We start from the raw sequence: 21,723 nt of genomic DNA on the forward strand, positions 1-21,723 counted from the left end.
AGTAGCGTTGTCCAGGTCAAACATCTTAAAAGGTATTAAGGTGGTTATAGCGTTGGGGATCCACCTCTTCCCATTCCGAACAGAGAAGTTAAGCCCAACCACGTCGATGGTACTGCGTAAAAGTGGGAGAGTAGATAGCCGCCGTTTTAGATAAAAGGAGTTCATTCGATAGAGTGGACTCCTTTTTGCGTTTATAGCTTCTTTTCGTTTTTATTCTTCCTGATTTAACATCTCTCTTATAATAATGTATCTTCTTTTCCGTTCTAATATACATTGAGTATGAATTTTAGATTATGAGCAGTATATATGATTCCCGGCAACGGCTGAAATATCTTTTCATTTTAATAGCCACATTGATTGCGATCGTTTCTGTGTTTGTCTCTGATAAGCTTGTAAAGAGTTTAGCGCAGGAAGAACGCCAGAAGGTCGAGATCTGGGCGGAAGCGCAACGTATGATTGCTACCGAAACCAATGGTTCAAATATGGCTCTTATTCTGAAGATTCTGGAGAGTAACACCACGATACCCGTTTTATGGTGTAATGAGAAGGATAGTGTAATTGCAGAGAAGAATATCGACCTTCCGGAAAAGGATTCAGACCTGTTTCTGAAAAATAAAGTACGGGAATTAAAAAGCAAGAATCCTCCTATACTGATCGACATGCAGGATGGAACCTTCCAGTATTTATACTACGACGATTCTATTATCCTGAAAAGGCTGCTTATCTATCCTTATGCCCAGTTGACAGTCGTTTTCATATTTATCCTGATCGCCTTCCTGGCTCTTGCCAGTACGAAGAAGGCAGAACAGAATAAAGTATGGGTCGGATTATCGAAGGAGACAGCCCATCAGCTAGGAACTCCTATCTCTTCTTTGATCGCCTGGGTGGAATATCTTCGTACAAAAGAAATCGATCCGTCCCTCCTGGGTGAAATGGAAAAAGATGTGAAGCGTTTGGAGATGATTGCGGAACGTTTCTCGAAGATTGGATCAAATCCCGATCCGACACCGGTAAATATCAGCAATTCGATTCGTACGGCCTTAAATTATATGGAAACACGCATTTCTGCCAAGGTGAAGATATATACTCATCTTCCGGATAATCCCGTATTGGTTTTAATGAATGATTCACTGTTTGCCTGGGTTATTGAAAACCTGACAAAAAATGCTGTGGATGCTATGGAAGGCCAGGGTGAAATAACGTTCCAGGTGGAAGAACGTGACAAGACTGTGCGGATAGATATTACGGATTCAGGAAAGGGAATTCCCAAATCAAAATATAAGACCGTCTTCAATCCCGGCTATACGACTAAGAAGCGCGGATGGGGACTCGGACTATCTCTGGTCAAACGTATCATAGAGTCCTACCATGGCGGCAAGATATTCGTAAAGAACTCGGAGGTCGGAAAAGGCACGACATTCCGTATAGAGCTTCGTAAATATAGAGGCTAAATAATTCAATAATAAAAAATAACTGCATAGGTATTGCATTTGTGTTTAGTTTTTTCGTACCTTTGCAAGGTTTTTACACTAAAAGGCTTTGGGAAAATTTAAATTATATAACGTAGATTTGAAAAATCTCGCTCCAGGAGTGCACGAATTCGAGTATTTACTGGAGAACAAGTTTTTTGTGGACATTGACGGAGACGAAGTCCAGAAGGGCAAAGTCAAGGTTCACCTGACAGTGAAGCGTACGTCAGTGGCTTTTGAAATGAACTTTCAGATTGAAGGTGTAGCGATCGTTCCGTGCGACAGATGTCTGGACGATATGGAGATTCCGGTTGATACACATAATCGCTTGGTAGTGAAATTCGGTAAAGAATATGCCGAAGAGAGCGACGAGGTGGTAGTAATACCAGAAGAGGAAGGTGCGATTAATTTGGCATGGTTCCTTTATGAGTTTATTGCATTGGCAGTACCGATGAAGCATGTACATGCTCCGGGAAAATGTAATAAAGCGATGTCGACGAAGCTGAAGAAGCACACTGCTAAAAGTACAGATGACGGAGATGATGATTACGAAGAAGACGAAGTGGAAGATATATCCATGGATGATGACGTAAGCGGTAATTCTGATCCTCGCTGGGATGCCCTGAAAGGTTTAATAGAGAATGATAACAATTAAATAAATTAAAACATGGCACATCCTAAAAGAAGACAAGGTAAGACAAGAACAGCCAAGAGAAGAACTCATGACAAGGCTGTCGCTCCAACAATGGCTATTTGCCCGAACTGCGGCGCATGGCATATTTATCACACTGTATGCGGCGAATGCGGCTACTACAGAGGTAAATTAGCTATCGTAAAAGAAGCAGCTGTGTAAGTTTGTCACGATCATATTGAGTCTGATAAACGAAAGAAATAGCCCTAAAAATATTTTTAGGGCTAATTTTTTAATTGGGATATAGAGTCTCTTTATTTTTTTAATTATGGATAAATTAAATGCGGTTATAACAGGTGTAGGCGGATACGTTCCGGAAGACGTGTTGACAAATGAGGATATCTCCAAATTGGTCGATACGACTGACGAATGGATCATGACACGTGTTGGCATCAAAGAACGCAGAATTTTGAAAGGTGAAGGGGTAGGTACCTCTTACATGGGTATACGTGCTGTGAAGCAGTTGCTCGAAAAAACACAAGTAAATCCGGAAGAGATCGAAGTGATTCTGTCGGCTACTACAACGGCAGACCATCACTTTCCAACCATGTCTTCAATCATCGCCTATCATACCGGCTGTAAGAATGCAATGACTTTCGATTTGCAGGGAGCTTGTGCCGGATTCTTATATGGGTTGGAAACAGGTGCGAATTATATTCGTTCGGGACGCTATAAGAAAGTGATTGTTGTTGCCGGTGATAAGATGACCTCGATTACCGATTATCAGGATCGTTCTACCTGTCCTTTGTTCGGGGATGCCTGCGGTGCGGTTTTACTGGAACCGACTACGGAAGAAGTCGGCGTTCTCGACACGATTCTACGTACTGACGGTGTAGGCTATTCTCATCTGATTATGAAGTCAGGTGGTTCGGCTTATCCTTCCAGTCATGAGACCGTGGATAAACGGGAACATTTTGTTTTGCAGGATGGCAAATATGTCTTTAAGTATGCTGTTTCGTATATGGCCGATGTGGCTGCCGAAATAGCGGAACGAAATAAACTGACCCACGACGATATTACATGGATCGTGCCTCACCAGGCTAATCTGCGTATTATCGATGCGACGGCTAAACGTCTGGGTGTGGATATGGAGAAGGTAATGATCAATATCCAGAAATATGGTAATACCAGTGCCGGTACTATTCCTATCTGCCTTTGGGAGTGGGAAGACAAGCTGAAGAAAGGGGATAACCTGATTCTGGCAGCATTCGGTGCAGGCTTTACCTGGGGTGCAATTTATCTTAAATGGGGTTATAATGGAAAACAAGCATAAGTCCGGCTTTGTTAATATTGTCGGTAATCCTAATGTGGGGAAGTCCACGCTGATGAACCGTCTGGTGGGGGAACGTATCTCCATCATCACGTCGAAAGCGCAGACTACCCGTCATCGTATCATGGGGATTGTGAATACCGACGATATGCAGATCGTGTATTCAGACACGCCGGGAGTCCTGCATCCGAATTACAAGTTGCAGGAGTCTATGCTGAATTTTTCGGAGTCGGCTTTAGGTGATGCCGACGTGTTACTCTATGTGACCGATGTCGTTGAGACAATCGATAAAAATGAAGAATTCCTCCAACGGGTCCAATCGGTGGAATGCCCGGTCCTGCTGCTGATCAACAAGATCGATACCAGTAATCAGGCCGAACTGGAAAAGATGGTAGCCCATTGGAAAGAGGTTCTTCCGAAGGCCGAGATCATTCCGATTTCCGCGCTTTCGAACTTTAATATTGATTATGTGAAGCATAGGGTGGAGGATTTGATGCCCGAGTCTCCCCCTTATTTTGAAAAAGACGCGCTTACCGATAAGCCGGCCCGCTTCTTCGTTACGGAGATTATTCGTGAGAAGATACTCCTGTATTATCAGAAGGAGATACCGTATGCGGTGGAAGTCGTTGTTGAGCTGTTTAAGGAAGAAGAAGAAATGATTCACATCAAGGCGCTCATTATTGTGGAACGGGATTCCCAGAAAGGGATTATCATCGGGCATAGGGGACAGGCACTGAAGAAAGTCGGTGCGATGGCCCGTAAGGATATTGAACGCTTCTTTGAGAAGAAGGTATTCCTGGAAATGTTCGTCAAGGTTGAAAAAGACTGGCGTAACCGGGATAACCTGTTGAAGAATTTTGGTTATCAGCTGGATTAAAAACAGCGCACAGAAAAGAAATTTATGGGAAATATTGTAGCAATTGTTGGTAGGCCCAACGTAGGAAAGTCCACCCTGTTCAACCGTCTGACCCAATCGCGTCAGGCCATCGTGAACGAGGAAGCAGGGACTACCCGCGACCGTCAGTACGGTAAAGTGGACTGGACCGGTAAAGAGTTTTCGCTGGTCGACACCGGCGGATGGGTAATTAATTCGGATGATGTTTTCGAAGAAGAGATAAATAAGCAGGTACAGGTCGCTTTGGATGAAGCAGACGTGATCTTGTTTGTGGTGGATGTATTGAACGGTATCACGGACCTGGACATCGAAGTGGCCAAGATACTGCGCCGTAATAAAAAGCCGGTTATCGTGGTGGCAAACAAAGCGGATAACTTTGAGATGCATGCCGAGGCTGCCGAATTCTATTCGTTCGGTTTGGGCGATCCTTTCTGTGTGTCGGCTATCAACGGTTCCAATTCCGGTGATTTGCTGGATAAGATCATCGAGATCCTTCCGGAAGAAAAAAATGAAGAATTGGAAGAAGAGTTGCCCCGTATTGCCGTTATCGGTCGTCCGAATGCCGGAAAATCGTCTTTGATCAATGCGTTTATCGGTGAAGACCGTCATATCGTAACGGATATTGCCGGAACTACCCGCGATTCTATCTATACCAAATACAATAAATTCGGCCTGAATTTCTATCTGGTGGATACAGCCGGTATCCGTAAGAAGGGAAAGGTGAACGAAGACCTGGAATATTATTCGGTGATCCGTTCGATTCGTGCAATTGAGAATTCCGATGTCTGTGTACTGATGGTAGATGCTACCCGCGGTATTGAAAGCCAGGATTTGAATATTTTCTCTTTGGTGCAGAAGAATAAGAAGGGGCTGGTCGTTTGTGTGAACAAATGGGATTTGGTAGAAGATAAAGGCCAGAAAGTGATCGACAGCTATACGAATGCGATCCGCGAACGTCTGGCGCCGTTTACAGATTTCCCTATCCTGTTCATTTCGGCATTGACCAAGCAGCGTATCCTGAAAGTGCTCGAAACAGCCAAAGAAGTATACGACAACCGTAAGAAACGCATCCCGACAGCCAAGCTGAACGAGATCATGTTGCCGATCATCGAGAACTATCCGCCTCCCGCATGGAAAGGAAAGTATATCAAGATCAAATACATCACCCAGCTGCCCGCAGGCTCTGTTCCTTCCTTCGTTTTCTTTGCCAACCTGCCGCAGTGGATCAAAGATCCTTACAAACGTTTCCTGGAAAATAAGATCCGAGAAAACTGGGATTTCACAGGGACACCGATTAATGTATTTATTCGCGAGAAATAAGATAAAAAAAGAGATGCTATTACAGCATCTCTTTTTTTATGTCTGTCCCTAATAGACCTATTCTATTATCGGGCGGTCGCTACTTCCGCCTCCGCCTTCACCTGTCGGGCCGGAACCTTTCTTTCGCTGGTTGAAAGCGGTGACGGTTTCTGAGATCAACTGGTTCAGGTTGCTGACAAATGTCGTTGCCTCTTCGGACGGCTGTGCTACGCTGAACGACTGTGCCAGCATCACCAGGTCGTCGTACTGGCTGTCGAGACGCTGACGGATTGTTGCGCTGTTGTCCTTTTTATTGGCGGCGCGGCTCTGTGTTCTCGCCGAGGTGAGTACGATGTAGGCGTTGTTTTCCTTGTCGAGTTCGGCCAGGTAGGCTTCCAGTCCGAGGGTGGTGACGTAGGACGCGTTTTCGTCCTTCCGCAGGTCGATCAGCAGGCCTTGTATTTTGGCTGTTTCCTGTGCTACCGGCAGGCGGGCGATGCCGATGTACGGTTTGATCACCTTATAGAGAAACTTTCCGGCATCACGTTCGGCTTCGAGCGGCAGGGTACCGGCGCGCGAAATGCGGGTGGTGATGTAGATGACCAGGTTGTCGCGGTTGGCTTCGTGAACGGCGGCCTGTTCCGTTTCCTGTGCGATGCGGCTTTCGTCGACCGTGTCGGCCAGGAGCATGACGTCGTTTTCCATTTTTTGCACAAACTGTGCCGACAGTCCGATATCGGGCGAGCCGTTTGTCCGTACGTCGGCATCGAGTGATTCGATTTCGGGACGGTCGCCGCCGCCGGTCGGAGCGGGGACGAGGTTCAGCACGGAGTTGAGGAAGGCCAGGTATTCGGCGTTGTTGAGATCATAAAGCGTTATGTGCTTGATTTTTGTGTAACTGCCCATGATATTTAAGATTTATAGTGAATTAAACATTCGGCAATGTAGACAAATAATTCCGGTAAAAAGAGTTTTTCTGTGATTATATTAAAAAAAAGTTCCCGGAAGTCCGGAAACCTCGTTTAAATGTTGAAAAATACCTTCCGGATTTCCGGAAACGATTTTCGACTGTTGAAAGTGACTTTCCGGATTTCCGGAAATGCCTTTTGAATGGTGAAAGTTCATTCCCGGGTTTCCGGAAACCGTTTTGCACCGTTTAAAAATGCTTCCCGGATTTCCGGAAGGTCACTTTCACTTGTCGGAGCCTTCTTTTGTCTTTATCTTGACGAAACAACCCTCTTTCTTGTGATTTTGAGATTTATAGCTACCTTTGTGAAAATAGAAATTAAAGAAGAAAGGAGTATCTTATGAGACGTCCTGAAATAGTAAACCGTATACGGGAAGTTATCCGTCGTGTTGCTCCCGGCGCACAGGCGATTCTGTACGGAAGCGAAGCCCGTGGCGATGCCCGTCCTGACAGCGATATCGATCTGCTTATCTTGCTTGACAAAGATGATATTTCCCTGAAAGAGGAACAGGAGATCGCTTATCCGCTTTATGACATAGAGTTCGAGACGGGAGTGATCATCAGCCCTCGTGTATTCAGTAAAAAGATATGGGAAAAGTTGACGACGCCTTTTTCTGAAAATGTAATGAGAGAAGGAGTTGCGTTATGACGGATGAAGAACGAAAATCACTTGTTTCCATCAGATTCATGTTGATAAAATAAAGCAGAAGCGCTTTTTATTCATAAATATAGAAGAGTGATAATAGAAAAGATAGGAGAAAGTGTCATGAGATTTGAAGAGGTTATAGACAATTTGTATAGTAATGATGATAAATTAATTTGTGAAACATTAAATTCAGGATTGCATGTAAGTGATTGTATGATAGCTGATAATGTGGTTAGTACAGGCTTTTGTTGTAGAATTCATACGGATACTGTTTTTGAAGTTTTGTATTTAATTTCTCAACAAACTGTTTGTTATATGCAAGGTTTTTTATCTTATAGATTTCCAATGGGGCTATCTTTTAAATATAATCCGGATTTAAGATTAGAGAATAATTATTCCTATTATAATAGCGGCTTTTTTAGACCGGAAGAAGATTATGAAAAGTGGTATAATTCTTATGATATAGAATCTGGTAAATTTAATATAGTTATAACTAAAGATTTACTGAATAACAGTAGAAGTTTTGTTCTTGATAACAATATGGAAGTTTCTTCTTTTTCTGTATTTAAAGGACAGATAGAAGTGAAGTCTTATCCTCTCATTCTGGAAAATGTTCCTAAATTATTTAAATCTAGAATTTTTAGAACATTGATTAAATAATAAGAACGCAGAGGATTATCCGTTGATAAGTCCTTTGCGCTCTTATAATCCGTTGTCTTATCAATACGAATTCAGCACTTTATTCAACTCATTCACCATCTCGGTAGCCGACTTCTGTGTCTCAGCCAGTCCTTCCGGAGTAAACATGGCAACCGTTTTATTCAGCTTATCCAGTTTGCTGCCCTTCAGTTCTTCGCGGAGGATGCGGATTTTTTCAGCGTCCTGGAGGCCTTCTACCAGACGTTCGAAACGGATACTGCTGCGGGGACCCGGGTAGATACTGTATGTATCGCCGGCTGCCCAGGTGCGGAAACGGGAGTCGCGCAACGGATCTTTTGTCCAGCTGTTGACTGCCCAACGCAGGTAACCGTCGTAACCACCGGCAACGGCGTGGAGGATCGTCCAGGGGGCTTCTGCCGGGTTGGAGAAGGTGAAGGTGTTCGGGAATGCTTCCGAACAACAGGTATAAACCGTGCTGATCTGGCCTTTGCGGTCGCGTTCGGCTTTCACATCTTCCGGGAATTTGTGGCCGTACGGAATACTCAGGTAATACAGGTCGCCTTGTATCTCTTTATGATAGTTACCGGCCAGCGTAATCTTAAATTCCGGGTCAGCCTGCTTGATTACCTTGATAGCCTCTTGCATGGCTTCCAACGGACGTTCGTCCATAGAGATAGCAGTCTTTTCGAACCAACCTTTTTCACGCAGGTGACGGGAGAAATCTTTCAGGAAACTGCCCCAGTAGTCTGCATAAGCTGCATCGCCCGGTTTGGCTTCGATGAACTGGATGCGGTTGGTGGCCTGGTCGTAATAGTCGAAACTCAATGCCCACGGGATCATGGTGTAGCAGCTGATCAGGTCGTTGATGCCAATATCGTTCATCATGAAATCTACCCATTTGTCGAAAACAGTGTAGTCATATTCCCAACTGCCGTCGAGTTTCTTCATGCGGAACACCATGCTGTCGAAATGATCTTCGGTCTGTCCCGCCCAGGGTTTGTGCATGATGCTGGTGGTGATGGCACGCTGTCCGGCGTTAGCCAGCATCTTCATGATCGGGCGCATGGCATCGAAATGTTCTTTGCTCCAGAGAGGCACGTCGTAGTAACGGGCCACGGAATACGGGTTCTGCCACAAATCCAGATGGAATTTCCAGTCTTTCGGTTCCGGCAGGGTACGGTTCAGTACGTCTATCTCCACCTGTAACTTCATCGGTTGGAAGTTTTCGCCTGAAACGGTCAGTGTTCCTTTATATTTTCCGGGACGTGCGTCGGACGGTACCCATACATTCATCCAGATAGGTTGTGTCGTACGGGCGGCGACATCGCGCATCTTTACGATATCCAACACGTCGGCAACAACGGAAGAATCCCATTCCGCCTTGTTTTCACGTACACCGCAACCGCCTGTACGTTCTTTGTTCAATTCGTCGGTCATTACGTAACGCACGAAATTGGTGGTGACGTTGGAAGCCGGGATAACGGATGAACCGTTTTTCAATTCGCTGACGGTGATGGTTGCGTCCGACAGGTCGTTGGTTGTCCACAGTACGGCCTGGGCGTTTACGCGTTCTCCTTTCCAGGCTTTCGTCTGCCAGCGGGAGGTTTTTGTAACGGTTGGGATACTGAGTTTCGGATAACGAACGTCCGTGCTCGCCCAGCTGAGTTGGGTAGGCGTTGTTATTTTATTCCATACAGCCTCACTATCGTGTGGCTTGGTGTCGGTCAGTTCGGTGTAATCGGTGATGTTCGATTGCTGTGCGTAACAAACCGGGCCTAGCGTTAGCAGGGCACAGAGAATAAGAGAGTTTTTCATGTATAAATTCTTTTAGAAGTTTATTCGGGGGATAAAGATAGGAAAAAGATGGGATATTGTACGCAATTACTTTATCCGATTATAATGACAGAACAACAGATTGCCGTTATCGTCGTACAGATGCATGCCGTTGCCTTCGCAATAGCGGAACATTTTGCAGTCGGCGCATTGCCCTTTGCGTGTCCATTCACGGTTGCGGTACGGTTTGAATTCGTTGTTCCAGATGTCGATGAATTTATCTTTATAGATATTCCCCTGGTGGAAATTGGCACGAATGCTCGGACAACCGGAAATGGAACCGTCTGCCAGCACCGAAGCCGTACTGATTCCGGCATTGCACTGGAAAATGGAGTCGCGCACTTCGGCTTCGTAGTTTCCGAGGAACCCTTCGCAACCGTAGCTGGTGTGTATCTTTCCTTCCTGCCGGCAGTAGCGGATGAAGTTGAGCATCCAGGTGAACTGTTCGTTGGTCAGTTGCAGGTCGGCTTCTTCGGCGGCCCGTCCGACGGGGAAGATGGTGAACAGACGCCACCGTTTTACTCCCATTTCCGTCAGGAATTCCTTGAAGAGTTTCAGGTCTTTGAAATTCTTTTGGTTTACGCAAGTCACCACATCCCAGACAATCTCTTTCTCTTCCGCCAGCATGCAGATGGCGTTGACTGCATTCTCGAAACTTTTCGGATGACGGCGCAACCAGTTATGTGCTTCTTCGAAGCCGTCGAGGCTGATGGTTGCCGAATGCATGCCGGAGGCCAGCAGTGCGTCCAGCCGTTCGCGTGTCATCAGCAATCCGTTGGAAACGATTCCCCAGGGATATCCCCGGCGGTAAAGTTCCATTCCGCAGGTTTCGATGTCTTTGCGCACCAAAGCCTCTCCTCCGGTAAAAATTACCAATACTTTATTAGGATTGACATGGGGAGTAATATCGTCTATAACTTTCAGAAAATCTTCCACCGGCATATCCTTCATGCCAGCCGATACATGGCAGTCGCTGCCGCAATGACGGCAGGATGCATTGCAACGAAGCGTACATTCCCAAAAGAGTGTGCGTAGTTCGTGTAGCTTGGCCCTGTTTCTTCGGATACTGCGGAAGAGTTCCAGGGCGATGCGTTTACGAAATCCGGGGCGTTTATCCATTATTCTTCCGTGTTAATCTGTTCGTTCATAGTGATTGTAACCTCTTGTTTGGCTTTTCCCTCGTACCAACCGCTGCCATTTTCATAGACGGCGTTTTTAAAGGAAACAAAAGAGGTATCGGCTGCAAATTGACCGCCGTTTTTATCTTTGTCAATATCTGTCGTGATAAGTTTGAATGTTGCCCCGGGGAATTCTCCGGTTTCCCAAAGGAATTCTCCCTTTGCGTCGGTGTAGATGGTATCGCTGGGCATTTGACGGTCGGGAACCGAATCGCTGATGGCGATTTGTATATTGAGGATCGGGTTGTTCTGTCTGTTTACCACTTTCCCTTTGATCTCGTAATTAGCATGTGGGCAGCCGTATTCTTCTACCTGACCTCCCCCATCATCATCCGAATCGGAACAAGAGAAACCTAGTAAGGTGAGTAAACCGGCTAATACCCAGTTCATACTGTTCAAAAAATGAGGATAGAACCTTTTCATATAACTTGCGTTGTTTCGTTATTAACTGATAGATTACATATGATTAAATACAAAAGTACGAAAAATACTGCATCGGCGGTTGTATAAGTCTGGATATTTGTTTTTACTTATTCTTTGTTTTCCACAGCCTGCTTCATTTTGATAGTTACGTTCTTTTGTGCATTACCATAATTCCATTCGCCGTTTCCTCCTGTCAGGTCTTCTTTTTTGAAAGCTACTTCCGTGATTGTTTCTTCAAATGCTCCTCCGTTATCGGTGCCATCGATATCTTTTGTTGTGATTTTGAAAGTGATATCCGTGCCAAAAGTGGTGACAACCGGTCGTGCGACGAACTCTCCAGCACTGTTCGTGATCAGCGTATCCCGATGTGTATATTCTTCATTACCAAAAGGGTCGGGAATAATAACCTGTATGCCGTTGATGGCTTTCCCGTTCTCATCGACTACTTTCCCTTTGATTTCATAATCGGCATAGGGACATCCGTATTCGTCTGCACCTATTTTGTCGCATGCTGCCAGTGAAAAGCCTAACAGGCTTAATAATCCTGCCAATATTTTATTTGTAAAGGTCAGGAAGAAATGGTTTGTTCTGTTCATATTCATATGGTTTTAATTGTATTTACATCCATATCTAATTGATGCAAACATAAGTCGAAACGTTGCACCGCCTGTTTTTTATGAGTAACTTGCGCGCCAAATCCAATCGAACTAAATAAACATGAAAGATTTCATACGCATATTACGGCGTTTTGTGCCTCCTTATAAGAAGTATATGGTGTCGAACATTGTGTTCAATATTTTATCCGCCATACTGAATCTGTTCTCTTTTGCCCTGATTATTCCAATATTGAATATATTGTTCAAACTGAATGATGATGTTTATTCTTATAAAGCCTGGGTGTTTGATCCCTGGACCTGGGAAAGCTGGAAAGGTACTCCCGAACTGATAAAGAACAATTTCTTCTGGTTTGTCAGCGACCTGATTGAAAAAGAGGGAGGCTCATTTACACTGATCGTTTTAGGTGCTTTCCTTATTATCTCTACATTTCTGAAAGTGGGCACAATGTACATGGCTTTTTTCACGATGATCCCTATCCGTACAGGGGTTGTACGTGATATCCGTAACCAGATCAACAGGAAAATAACCGAACTGCCCCTGGGATTTTTCTCGGAAGAGCGCAAGGGGGACATCATTGCCCGTGTCTCCGGCGATGTGAATGAAGTGGAGACCTCCATCATGAGTTCCCTGGATATGTTGTTCAAGAATCCGATCCTGATCATTATCTATCTGATCGGTATGATCGTTATCAGTTGGCAGCTGACTGTTTTCGTCCTTGTACTGTTGCCTTTGGCGGGTTATGTGATGGGACAGGTAGGGAAGAAACTGAAACGTAAATCGCTGGAAGGCCAGCAGCAATGGGGCGGCTTGATGAGCCAGATCGAAGAGACTTTAGGCGGCTTGCGCATTATCAAAGCATTCAATGCCGAGAAGAAAATACAGGCTCGTTTCGAGAGCAGTAATGACCGGTTCCGTCGGACCACCATCCGTATCTATCGCCGTCAGCAGATGGCGCATCCGATGAGTGAGTTTCTGGGAACGGCTACTATTGCCATCGTTCTTTGGTATGGAGGTACGCTTATCCTGAGTAACCATAGCACGATCGATGCCTCCACATTTATTTATTACCTGGTTATCTTTTACAGTATTATTAATCCGGCGAAAGATTTAAGTAAGTCTGTTTATGCCATCCAGAAAGGGCTGGCTTCTATGGATCGTATCGATAAGATCTTGAAAGCTGAAAGTAATATCAATGATCCGGCTGATCCTAAGAAGATAGAATTGAATAAGGAAATACGATATAACAATATTTGGTTTAAATACCAGCATGACTGGGTGTTGAAAGGTGTAGACCTGGTAATCCCTAAGGGAAAGACCGTTGCATTGGTTGGCCAGTCCGGTTCCGGTAAAAGTACGCTGGTGGATCTGCTGCCACGTTTTTATGATGTGGATAAGGGAAGCATTACTATTGACGGAATGGATATCCGCGATGCCTCCCTCTACGATTTGCGCGGCCTGATGGGGAATGTGAATCAGGAAGCGATCCTTTTCAATGATACCTTCTTCAATAATATCTCTTTCGGAGTGGAAGGAGCGACATTGGAACAGGTGAAGGAAGCCGCGCGTATCGCAAATGCGCATGAGTTTATCATGGCGAGCGAAGACGGTTATAATACCAATATCGGTGACCGGGGCGGCAAACTTTCCGGCGGACAGCGTCAGCGTATCAGTATCGCCCGCGCTATCCTGAAAAACCCGCCGATCCTGATCCTCGACGAGGCAACCTCCGCATTGGATACGGAGTCGGAACGCCTGGTGCAGGAAGCATTGGAAAACCTGATGCGTAACCGTACTACGATTGTTATTGCCCACCGTCTTTCCACGATTCGTAATGCAGACGAGATCTGTGTGATGCATGAAGGTGAGATCGTTGAACGTGGCCGTCATGAAGAACTGCTGGATTTGAAAGGCTATTATAAGAGGCTGTGTGACATGCAAAGTTTCTGATACCGCTTGAATTATAATTTTATTAATAATACTATGAATTCGATTCGATTAAAGGAAATAGGACGGAAAATAATTCGCCCTTCTATTGTTGCTTTATTGGTATTGCTGGCTTCCTGTGATATGGCAGAAGTAAAAACAGCCAATAAGATCGCTTATCACTTTGATGAACCTGCCCGCATCTGGGAGGAAACTCTGCCATTGGGAAACGGTCGTCTGGGAATGATGCCCGACGGTGGAATCAATAAGGAAAACATCCTGTTGAATGAAATTTCCATGTGGTCCGGAAGCAAACAGGATACGGATAACCCGCAGGCCGTCTGGTCGTTGGCAAATATACGCCGTCTGCTTTTTGAAGGGAAAAACGACGAAGCACAGGACCTGATGTATCGCACCTTTGTTTGTAAAGGGGCTGGTAGCGGTCAAGGACAGGGTGCCAATGTTCCCTATGGTAGTTACCAGTTGCTGGGAAATCTGGTGCTGGATTATGTATATGTAGACGGTTCCGATTCCGTAGCCGCTTACCGTCGTGAGTTGAATCTGAACGATGCGATAGCCTCTACTTCTTTCCGCAAGGGAAAAGTGAATTACAGCCGTGAGTCGTTTACCTCTTTCTCCGGTGATCTGGGTGTGGTTCATTTGATGGCAGATGCCGATAAGGCGCTTAACTTTACGGTGGGGATGAACCGTCCCGAACATTATGCCTTGTCGGTCGACGGAAAAGACTTGCTGATGAAAGGACAATTGCCGGACGGCGTGGATACGCTGGAAATGAAAGGTATTAAATATGGCGCCCGTGTACGGGTTCTCCTGCCTAAAGGCGGTTCCCTGATTCCCGGTGACAGTTCATTGACCGTTCAGAATGCCTCCGAAGCCATCCTGCTGGTGAGCATGGCGACTAATTATAAGAACGAAGGATTTGAAGACCAACTGTTCTCTTTGCTGGCCGAGTCGGAAAGAAAAGATTATTCCACTTTGAGAAAGGAGCATGTCAATGCCTATCGTTCCCTGTTCGACCGGGTCGATCTGGACCTGGGCCGTTCCGCAAGGGATGAGATGCCGATCAATGAACGTTTGCATGCTTTCCAGGAGGATCAGAACGATCCGTCGCTGGGGGCCCTTTATTTCCAGTTCGGGCGTTATCTGTTGATTTCGTCAACCCGTACCGGTTCATTGCCTCCTAATCTTCAAGGATTATGGTGTAATACGATCAATACTCCCTGGAATGGCGATTATCATCTGAATATCAATTTCCAGATGAATCACTGGCCCGCAGAAGTAACGAACCTTTCCGAATTGCATCTCCCGATGATCGAGTGGACGAAACAGCAGGTAGAAAGTGGAGAACGTACAGCCAAAGTCTTTTATAATGCACGTGGCTGGGTGACACATATCCTGGGTAATGTATGGGAATTTACCGCTCCAGGCGAACATCCTTCCTGGGGAGCGACCAATACGTCTGCCGCCTGGTTATGTGAGCATCTGTTTACCCACTATCAATATACACTGGATAAAGAATATCTAAAAGAGGTCTATCCGGTGATGAAAGGTGCTGCTTTATTTTTTACGGATATGTTGGTTCGTGACCCGCGAAATAATTATTTGGTAACGGCTCCTACCACTTCGCCTGAAAATGGTTATCGTATAAACGGACGTGTTGTGAGTATCTGTGCCGGTTCGACTATGGATAATCAGATTGTCCGTGAGCTGTTTACCAATACGATTGCGGCAGCCAATATCCTCGGAATTGATTCTGCTTTTTGTCAGGAACTGGCGGATAAGCGTTCCCGTCTGATGCCGACTACGATCGGTAAGGATGGCCGTATCCTGGAATGGCTTGAACCCTATGAAGAAGTCGAACCGCATCATCGTCATGTTTCCCACCTGTATGGACTTTATCCGGGAAATGAAATCTCTATGGAGCATACCCCCGAACTGGCGGAAGCTGCCCGTAAGACACTCGAAGCACGCGGTGATAAGAGTACCGGTTGGTCGATGGCCTGGAAGATCAATTTCTGGGCACGTTTGCATGATGGCGACCATGCTTATAAACTGTTGGTCGACCTGCTGCGTCCCTGTGTGGAAAAAACGACGAATATGGTGAATGGAGGCGGTTCTTATCCGAATCTGTTCTGTGCGCATCCGCCGTTCCAGATCGATGGCAATTATGGAGGTTGTGCCGGTATTGCCGAAATGCTTGTACAGAGCCAGACCGGAAATATCGAGTTGCTTCCGGCTTTGCCTACAGCCTGGAAGACCGGTAGTTTCAAAGGACTCAAAGTTCAGGGTGGTGGCGAAGTGTCAGCTAAATGGGCAGAAGGAAAAATGACGGAAGCCGGACTTAAAGCCGTTGTTCCGGGAACATTCCGCATCAAACTGCCTGCCGAATCTTCTAATATGAGTATTAAAATGAATCAGAAACCAGCCTCCTTACCGGTTATCGACGGTATGTTGACAGTAGAGATGGAGGCAGGAGATTCGTTGTTGCTACAGTTTTAAAATAAAGGAATCTTATAAACAAACCCTACGGAAAGGCGTCCGGTGTTCTCTGCAAAGACATCGAACGCCTTTGCTTTTTCTGTCAGGTTGTAAGCCCGTCCGGTACCTGTCATGAAAAGATGCAGGTTGTCGTCTCCCATCGGGTAGAACTCGACTCCTCCCTGATATCCCCAGGCGGTACGGTATTTACCCGACTCGTAAGGACCGTTAGCCTTGTATACGGATGCAGTTTCGTACATCCCTTTTACAAACAGGTTCCACTTCGGATGGATCTGATAATTTAAACGGGCGACCAGCGATAGATAACTCGTATTTCCTATTGAAGCCTCGTTCTCTTCGTCTTCGGGTTCGAACTGCTCGGCCAGCAATCCCATCGGGTCCATCTTGCCCCGGGTGTACATCACATCGAAATATCCCAGGAATTTTCCGGCTTCCACCTGCTGTCCGCCCCATACCATCCACATCCAGTTCCCTTTGGCCTGTTGTCCGGCCGTAACGGAATAACGAAGAGATAACATCTCATCCAGATAGCTGCTGTTCCATCCCAGGTTATAGAAAGAAGGAGATTTGCTGCGGTTATCGTTGCCGTTCGTCACTTGTACACAGATCTCCTGTGTTCCGGTAGGTTCATAGCTGACGGCGACTCCTGTAAAATAGCATTCCATCCAGTCATTCATATCACTGTAATCGTAAATCCGATAAGGATATTCGTCGTATTCGAAACCACCCCAGGCAGCATCCTGCTTTCCGGCAGTGACGGAGAATTTTTCGGAGAGTTGGAAGTTCACCCACGCATTCTCGATATAAGAACCGAATCCGTTGGCACGCACCCATTCATTCCGGTAACAGAGCACCTGGCGGTAGGCATAGGAAAGCCAGGGGAGGACGGTGCCGGTCGCTTCCACCTTGAAATCATTCAACAGAAAACGGTCGCGTTCGGTTTCCCCGGAAAGCGCTTCGTTATAAGAACCATGAGTTTCGAGCGACAGTTTGAATACTTCCGTATTGTTAGGAATTAACGTCTTCTGCGAAGTAGCGGTAAAAGTAGTTCCCGTCAGCAAGGCCGACAGGCAAAATACAGTCAGTCGTTTCATGAATCTTTTTCTGTTTGTTGATTTGGGGTGCAAAGATATATATAAACGGGTAATATGGCAATAAGAGAGTTTTTGCTCATTTGTCTTTTATCAGTCGCCTGATCGGGATTATCGAGAGCCAGTCATACTTCACCCGTATCTTCAAGAATGAGTTCGGAATGATTCCTACTGCATTTATTCAAAAGAACAAGGCCGGAAAGTAAAATTACCCTTGGGGTCTAGCCGGCTGCCTGGGACATACAATGACTTTGTTCCGGGGTAGAGTGATTTTCCCTTGATCTTCTATTCATATCACAGCTGTGATACAAAAGAAATCCATATGTGAAACAAACGGAATCCAACTGTGATATGAAAAGAAGACAGTAGTGATATGCAATACTTGTCTGTTTTTCTGTATTTAATTTTCTGTCTTTCCGATATGCTTCATTACCTTGGCATCCAGATAGAATATCAGTTCTTCGGCGATGTTGGTACAGTGGTCGCCGAAGCGTTCCATTTTGCGGATGACTCCGGCCATGTAAAGGCCGACCAGGGCACTTCCCGGATGCTTTTCTATGTAATCGGCAATGATCCTGGTCGAGTTATGGTTGATCTCGTCGATCAGGTTGTCTTTCAGGAAGATGCGTGATGCAATTTCAGAACTTTCTTTTTCGAATGCTTCCTGGCTGAGTGTAAGCATACTCAGCAATTCCTGCAACATTTCTTCCACCCGGGTATCCTTTATCAGTTGTGGGTCGACGGGAACACCTTCCGGCAGGTTTCCGGCAAAACGGGCGATACTTTCGGCAAAGTCTCCCAAGCGTTCCAGGTTCGTGTTGATTTTGTACATGGCAAGAACGAAGCGCAGGTCGACGGCAACGGGAGCATATAGGGCAATGATATCTTCGCAGTCGCTGTCTATCTTCAGTTCGAACGCATTTACTCGGCGTTCGCGGCTGATTACTTTGTAGGCCAGTTCCTTGTCTCCGGTTAGCATGGCTTCGCCGGCATTATATAACTGTTGGTGGACCAATGCCCACATCTCGCTGATGCTGTTTTTTAAGGAGGCAATCTCCTGATCTATGACTTTCATATATAATCGTTCAATTTTTAATTCTTAATTTTCAATTACCCGAACCGTCCCGTAATATAATTCTGAGTCGATTCCTCTTCCGGATTGGTAAATATCTTACGTGTATTATCGAACTCTATCAGTTCCCCCAGATAAAAGTACCCGGTCTTGTCGCTGACACGGGCAGCCTGTTGCATATTGTGGGTAACGATTACGATAGTATATTCGCTTTTTAGTTCATGTATCAGGTCTTCTATCTTACCGGTCGATATAGGGTCCAGTGCTGAAGTCGGTTCGTCCATTAAAAGAATGGAAGGCGATATGGCTAATGCACGGGCGATACACAGACGTTGTTGCTGGCCGCCGGACAGGGCGAAAGCCGATTCTTTCAGTTTATCCTTTACTTCATCCCAAAGAACAACCTGTTTGAGGGTTTTGACAACAGTCTCTTCGATATAAGCATTGTCCTTTATCCCGTTTACCCGGAGCCCGTAGGCAACGTTTTCAAAGATTGTTTTCGGGAAAGGATTCGGTTTCTGGAATACCATGCCTACATTTTTCCGGAGCAGGTCGACCTTTTCTCCTTTACCGTAAATATCTCTTCCGTCGATCCCGATTTTTCCGTCCATGTGCGTGTCGGGTATCAGGTCGTTCATCCGGTTGAATAAGCGCAGGAAGGTGGATTTACCACAACCGGACGGTCCGATAAAGGCGACCGACGTGTTTGCTTCAATTTGCATAGATATATTCTTTAAGGCATGAAAATCGCCATAATAGAAATCTACATTCTGAGCATCAATCTTTATCATAATATTGTTGTTTTATTCTTTGTATTGGGTGTATGCGATTAGTTCATTTTTACTTTTCTGGCGAAATAGCCTCTCAGCGCATTGGCCAGTAAGTTTACGATTAATACGATTGCAATCAGTACCAGAGCCGTTCCGTAGGCCATTCCACGCGAGGCTTCGATGTCTGTTCCGCTGGTGGAAATAACATACAGATGATAGGGCAGGGCCATACACTGGTCGAAGATGCTTCCCGGCAGCTGGGGCAGGAAGTAAGCGGCAACGGTAAACAGGATAGGAGCCGTCTCGCCGGATACACGTCCGATAGACAGGATTAATCCGGTAATGATATTCGGAAAAGCCATCGGTAATACAACCCTGCGAATGGTCTGCAACTTGGTAGCTCCCAGTGCCAGACTGCCGTGGCGGAAAGAATCGTCGATGCTTTTGAGGGCTTCTTCCGTTGTACGGATAATCAGTGGTAAAGACATCAGTGCCAGGGTAAACGAACCGGCGATGATGGAGTCTCCCCACCCCAGGGTAACGACGAACAGGGACATTCCGAATAGTCCGAATACAACCGACGGTACACCGCTCAGGTTATTGGTCATAATCCGGATGAAACGGATTATTTTTCCGTTTGTCGCATATTCATTCATATAGATACCGCTCATGATTCCGATCGGGAAACTAATCAGGCTACTACCTAATACCAGATAAAGTGTTCCGACAATCGCCGGGAAAATACCTCCGGCAGTCATCCCGTCGGCCGGCGCTTCCGTCAGGAAATCCCAGCTAATTACTTTTCCTCCCTGGATAATGATAAAACCGAGAATAAGGAAAAGAATAACAACAACCAGATAACTGAGAAGTGTGAATATACCGAACGCAACTTTCTGTGAAGTCCGTTTCTTTGTGTCAACATTGCCTAACTTTTGAACAGGTGCCATAGCTTAATCACATTTTTCTTTTGGATGAAATGTATTCTACCGTAATGCTTAACAGTAGTGTAATGATAAATAATACTGCCCCTAACAGGAACAATGCCTGGTAATGAGCTCCTCCGGCGGGTGCTTCTCCCAGTTCTGCCGCGATGGTTGCCGGAATGGTCCGTACGGGTTCAAAGAAGGAGGTCGGGATAACGGCCGCATTTCCTGTTACCATCAGGACGGCCATTGTTTCTCCGATTGCCCGCCCGATACCCAGGACAATTGCCGATGTGATACCGGATATGGAATAGGGGATGATTACCTTATAGATTGTTTGCCATTGGGTTGCTCCCAGGGCCAGACTCGCTTCTTTCATGGCACGCGGCGTGGTGCGCATGGCATCTTCGGCAACCGTAATAATGGTCGGCAACGCCATGATGGCCAGAACGACACTGCCGGCAAAGGCTGTTTCTCCAACCGGAAGGTTCAGCCCTTTCTGTATGAGCGGAACGATTACGACCAATCCGAAGAAACCGTATACGACCGAAGGAATCCCTGCCAGCAATTCAATAACCGGCTTCAGTATCTCCCGGGTCCGTTTATTTGCGATTTCTGCCAGGTAGATGGCAACGGCAATACCGAAAGGGAGCGAAAGAACAATGGCGCCGATACTGACCAGTAATGTTCCGAGCAACAGGGGGATCAACCCGAAGATAGGGGCAGGCGCAGAGGTCGGGTACCATTTGGTGCCGGCGAAGAAGTCGGAAAGCGATATTTTCTCTTCGGGAAGGACGGTTCCCCTGAAGTTTTTCGCCAGATATTGCTGAGGAAAGAATGCGATGATTCCCGGCTCTTTGCTGACGAGTTCGCTGATTTTGTCGGGAACATACTGAAACTCATCTCCCAATTCTTCTTCACTGTAATATTGCGTCAGGTCGGAAAAACGAAAGACCAGGATTTCTTCATCCTTGCCGTTAACCTCTTTCCAGTTGGTTATTTTGGCATCGAAAATATCCATGATTGTTTCCGGTGACAGATGACTCACATCGTTGCTCTTATTCACGGCAAGCACGTATCCCTCTTCGACTACCGGACTGTTGAAAAGGCCGGATGCTTCTTTAAAAAGAAAAAAGACAATCAGCAGAATCGTGAAACTGGTTACACCTCCGCTGATTAATAATCCTCCTTCTACAATTTTTTCAAAAAACTTTCTCACGTCATTAACCTCTTTGTTCTGAGTGCAAAGTAAGGTAACATGTATTAAGAACGGGTTAAGACGCTTTGAAGTAAATATTACATTGATGTTTCGAAAGTATTACAAGACCTGCTTAATAAGTAGACATTCGGCTACTTACTAAGCAGTGGGGTACTCTACTTATCGAGTAGACGAAGGCTTACTTAGTAAGTAAAGAAGGCATCCGGTTAGTAAGTAGAGAGGGAACAGTTCGGTAAGTAGATGCTTTTTCGATGGA

The 21,723-nt window shown here is 45.8% G+C and carries 20 protein-coding genes and 1 rRNA gene; 11 read left to right on the forward strand and 10 right to left on the reverse strand.

The genetic code is table 11. The features are described 5' to 3' along the window. Nucleotides 1-36: 36 nt before the first annotated feature. The 7 genes from rrf (at nucleotide 37) to der (ending at nucleotide 5,645) form a co-directional block, all read left to right on the forward strand. Nucleotides 37-147: ribosomal RNA gene (rrf, locus tag HMPREF1535_RS12260) — 5S ribosomal RNA — on the forward strand. 146 nt (nucleotides 148-293) lie between these two features. Beyond that, entirely contained in the window at nucleotides 294-1,451 is a 1,158-nt protein-coding gene (locus tag HMPREF1535_RS12265; protein ID WP_010800623.1) for a sensor histidine kinase, read from the forward strand. Between the two features lie 88 nt (nucleotides 1,452-1,539). Next, nucleotides 1,540-2,124: a YceD family protein gene (locus tag HMPREF1535_RS12270; protein WP_009859682.1), complete on the forward strand. Its 585-nt coding sequence runs from the start codon at nucleotides 1,540-1,542 to the stop codon at nucleotides 2,122-2,124. Between the two features lie 12 nt (nucleotides 2,125-2,136). Further along, nucleotides 2,137-2,322, forward strand: a complete 186-nt coding sequence (gene rpmF / locus HMPREF1535_RS12275) for a 50S ribosomal protein L32 (protein WP_009859681.1) — start codon at nucleotides 2,137-2,139, stop codon at nucleotides 2,320-2,322. 106 nt (nucleotides 2,323-2,428) lie between these two features. After that, nucleotides 2,429-3,433, forward strand: coding sequence for a beta-ketoacyl-ACP synthase III (locus HMPREF1535_RS12280; RefSeq protein WP_010800622.1), 1,005 nt, complete (start codon nucleotides 2,429-2,431; stop codon nucleotides 3,431-3,433). Further along, nucleotides 3,417-4,307: a GTPase Era gene (era, locus tag HMPREF1535_RS12285; protein ID WP_046146273.1), complete on the forward strand. Its 891-nt coding sequence runs from the start codon at nucleotides 3,417-3,419 to the stop codon at nucleotides 4,305-4,307. The genes HMPREF1535_RS12280 and era overlap by 17 nt, the downstream gene beginning before the upstream one ends. Before the next feature lie 24 nt (nucleotides 4,308-4,331). Then, on the forward strand, nucleotides 4,332-5,645 hold the full coding sequence (der, locus tag HMPREF1535_RS12290; RefSeq protein ID WP_009859678.1) for a ribosome biogenesis GTPase Der: 1,314 nt from the start codon (nucleotides 4,332-4,334) through the stop codon (nucleotides 5,643-5,645). A 57-nt stretch (nucleotides 5,646-5,702) separates the two neighbouring features. Here the strand turns inward: der and HMPREF1535_RS12295 are convergent, their stop codons facing one another. Continuing rightward, a complete protein-coding gene (locus HMPREF1535_RS12295; protein ID WP_046146274.1) occupies nucleotides 5,703-6,530 on the reverse strand; it encodes a DUF6261 family protein in 828 nt (275 codons plus the stop codon). 401 nt (nucleotides 6,531-6,931) lie between these two features. On the opposite strand from HMPREF1535_RS12295, the gene HMPREF1535_RS12305 reads away from it, so the two are divergent. Beyond that, entirely contained in the window at nucleotides 6,932-7,240 is a 309-nt protein-coding gene (locus tag HMPREF1535_RS12305) for a nucleotidyltransferase domain-containing protein (RefSeq protein ID WP_046146276.1), read from the forward strand. A gap of 87 nt (nucleotides 7,241-7,327) precedes the next feature. Further along, nucleotides 7,328-7,897, forward strand: a complete 570-nt coding sequence (locus HMPREF1535_RS12310) for a hypothetical protein (RefSeq protein ID WP_052716701.1) — start codon at nucleotides 7,328-7,330, stop codon at nucleotides 7,895-7,897. A 60-nt stretch (nucleotides 7,898-7,957) separates the two neighbouring features. Here HMPREF1535_RS12310 and HMPREF1535_RS12315 read toward each other — a convergent pair whose 3' ends face one another. The 4 genes from HMPREF1535_RS12315 to HMPREF1535_RS12330 all read right to left on the reverse strand — a co-directional run bounded on the left by HMPREF1535_RS12315 (nucleotide 7,958) and on the right by HMPREF1535_RS12330 (nucleotide 11,927). Beyond that, nucleotides 7,958-9,712, reverse strand: a complete 1,755-nt coding sequence (locus HMPREF1535_RS12315; protein ID WP_046146277.1) for a DUF4091 domain-containing protein — start codon at nucleotides 9,710-9,712, stop codon at nucleotides 7,958-7,960. A gap of 66 nt (nucleotides 9,713-9,778) precedes the next feature. Then, complete coding sequence (locus HMPREF1535_RS12320) at nucleotides 9,779-10,849, reverse strand: TIGR04133 family radical SAM/SPASM protein (protein WP_046146278.1); 1,071 nt, start codon at nucleotides 10,847-10,849, stop codon at nucleotides 9,779-9,781. After that, nucleotides 10,849-11,331 carry a radical SAM-associated putative lipoprotein gene (locus tag HMPREF1535_RS12325; protein ID WP_046146279.1) on the reverse strand — a complete coding sequence of 161 codons (483 nt, stop codon included), beginning with the start codon at nucleotides 11,329-11,331 and terminating at the stop codon, nucleotides 10,849-10,851. The genes HMPREF1535_RS12320 and HMPREF1535_RS12325 overlap by 1 nt, the downstream gene beginning before the upstream one ends. A 107-nt stretch (nucleotides 11,332-11,438) precedes the next feature. After that, nucleotides 11,439-11,927, reverse strand: coding sequence for a radical SAM-associated putative lipoprotein (locus tag HMPREF1535_RS12330; RefSeq protein WP_010800615.1), 489 nt, complete (start codon nucleotides 11,925-11,927; stop codon nucleotides 11,439-11,441). 121 nt (nucleotides 11,928-12,048) lie between these two features. Here HMPREF1535_RS12330 and HMPREF1535_RS12335 point away from each other — a divergent pair, with 121 nt between their 5' ends. Both HMPREF1535_RS12335 and HMPREF1535_RS12340 read left to right on the forward strand, forming a co-directional pair. After that, the gene (locus tag HMPREF1535_RS12335) at nucleotides 12,049-13,896 is read left to right on the forward strand and encodes an ABC transporter ATP-binding protein (RefSeq protein ID WP_046146280.1); all 1,848 of its coding nucleotides are present in this window, start codon (nucleotides 12,049-12,051) and stop codon (nucleotides 13,894-13,896) included. 120 nt (nucleotides 13,897-14,016) lie between these two features. After that, nucleotides 14,017-16,392, forward strand: coding sequence for a glycoside hydrolase family 95 protein (locus tag HMPREF1535_RS12340; RefSeq protein WP_392391964.1), 2,376 nt, complete (start codon nucleotides 14,017-14,019; stop codon nucleotides 16,390-16,392). Here the strand turns inward: HMPREF1535_RS12340 and HMPREF1535_RS12345 are convergent. The 5 genes from HMPREF1535_RS12345 to pstC all read right to left on the reverse strand — a co-directional run bounded on the left by HMPREF1535_RS12345 (nucleotide 16,389) and on the right by pstC (nucleotide 21,467). Further along, nucleotides 16,389-17,486: a porin gene (locus tag HMPREF1535_RS12345; RefSeq protein WP_046146282.1), complete on the reverse strand. Its 1,098-nt coding sequence runs from the start codon at nucleotides 17,484-17,486 to the stop codon at nucleotides 16,389-16,391. The two genes, HMPREF1535_RS12340 and HMPREF1535_RS12345, sit on opposite strands and share 4 nt — an antisense overlap. 397 nt (nucleotides 17,487-17,883) lie before the next feature. Further along, nucleotides 17,884-18,558, reverse strand: coding sequence for a phosphate signaling complex protein PhoU (phoU, locus tag HMPREF1535_RS12350; protein WP_010800601.1), 675 nt, complete (start codon nucleotides 18,556-18,558; stop codon nucleotides 17,884-17,886). Between the two features lie 35 nt (nucleotides 18,559-18,593). Further along, nucleotides 18,594-19,346: a phosphate ABC transporter ATP-binding protein PstB gene (gene pstB, locus HMPREF1535_RS12355; RefSeq protein ID WP_046146283.1), complete on the reverse strand. Its 753-nt coding sequence runs from the start codon at nucleotides 19,344-19,346 to the stop codon at nucleotides 18,594-18,596. A gap of 38 nt (nucleotides 19,347-19,384) precedes the next feature. Then, complete coding sequence (gene pstA, locus HMPREF1535_RS12360; protein ID WP_009859649.1) at nucleotides 19,385-20,272, reverse strand: phosphate ABC transporter permease PstA; 888 nt, start codon at nucleotides 20,270-20,272, stop codon at nucleotides 19,385-19,387. 7 nt (nucleotides 20,273-20,279) lie between these two features. After that, the gene (pstC, locus tag HMPREF1535_RS12365) at nucleotides 20,280-21,467 is read right to left on the reverse strand and encodes a phosphate ABC transporter permease subunit PstC (RefSeq protein WP_010800599.1); all 1,188 of its coding nucleotides are present in this window, start codon (nucleotides 21,465-21,467) and stop codon (nucleotides 20,280-20,282) included. Between the last annotated feature and the right edge of the window lie 256 nt (nucleotides 21,468-21,723).

The sequence above is a fragment of the Parabacteroides goldsteinii DSM 19448 = WAL 12034 genome, assembly GCF_000969835.1.
GTDB lineage: Bacteria > Bacteroidota > Bacteroidia > Bacteroidales > Tannerellaceae > Parabacteroides > Parabacteroides goldsteinii.

Bases quoted from the DNA above. Each gene is read 5' to 3' on its own strand.
- HMPREF1535_RS12265 (WP_010800623.1), top strand. From the start codon at position 294: ATGAGCAGTATATATGATTCCCGGCAACGGCTGAAATATCTTTTCATT.
- rpmF (WP_009859681.1), top strand. From the start codon at position 2,137: ATGGCACATCCTAAAAGAAGACAAGGTAAGACAAGAACAGCCAAGAGA.
- HMPREF1535_RS12280 (WP_010800622.1), top strand. From the start codon at position 2,429: ATGGATAAATTAAATGCGGTTATAACAGGTGTAGGCGGATACGTTCCG.
- era (WP_046146273.1), top strand. From the start codon at position 3,417: ATGGAAAACAAGCATAAGTCCGGCTTTGTTAATATTGTCGGTAATCCT.
- der (WP_009859678.1), top strand. From the start codon at position 4,332: ATGGGAAATATTGTAGCAATTGTTGGTAGGCCCAACGTAGGAAAGTCC.
- HMPREF1535_RS12295 (WP_046146274.1), bottom strand. From the start codon at position 6,530: ATGGGCAGTTACACAAAAATCAAGCACATAACGCTTTATGATCTCAAC.
- HMPREF1535_RS12305 (WP_046146276.1), top strand. From the start codon at position 6,932: ATGAGACGTCCTGAAATAGTAAACCGTATACGGGAAGTTATCCGTCGT.
- HMPREF1535_RS12315 (WP_046146277.1), bottom strand. From the start codon at position 9,712: ATGAAAAACTCTCTTATTCTCTGTGCCCTGCTAACGCTAGGCCCGGTT.
- HMPREF1535_RS12320 (WP_046146278.1), bottom strand. From the start codon at position 10,849: ATGGATAAACGCCCCGGATTTCGTAAACGCATCGCCCTGGAACTCTTC.
- HMPREF1535_RS12325 (WP_046146279.1), bottom strand. From the start codon at position 11,331: ATGAAAAGGTTCTATCCTCATTTTTTGAACAGTATGAACTGGGTATTA.
- HMPREF1535_RS12330 (WP_010800615.1), bottom strand. From the start codon at position 11,927: ATGAACAGAACAAACCATTTCTTCCTGACCTTTACAAATAAAATATTG.
- HMPREF1535_RS12335 (WP_046146280.1), top strand. From the start codon at position 12,049: ATGAAAGATTTCATACGCATATTACGGCGTTTTGTGCCTCCTTATAAG.
- HMPREF1535_RS12340 (WP_392391964.1), top strand. From the start codon at position 14,017: ATGGCAGAAGTAAAAACAGCCAATAAGATCGCTTATCACTTTGATGAA.
- HMPREF1535_RS12345 (WP_046146282.1), bottom strand. From the start codon at position 17,486: ATGAAACGACTGACTGTATTTTGCCTGTCGGCCTTGCTGACGGGAACT.
- phoU (WP_010800601.1), bottom strand. From the start codon at position 18,558: ATGAAAGTCATAGATCAGGAGATTGCCTCCTTAAAAAACAGCATCAGC.
- pstB (WP_046146283.1), bottom strand. From the start codon at position 19,346: ATGATAAAGATTGATGCTCAGAATGTAGATTTCTATTATGGCGATTTT.
- pstA (WP_009859649.1), bottom strand. From the start codon at position 20,272: ATGGCACCTGTTCAAAAGTTAGGCAATGTTGACACAAAGAAACGGACT.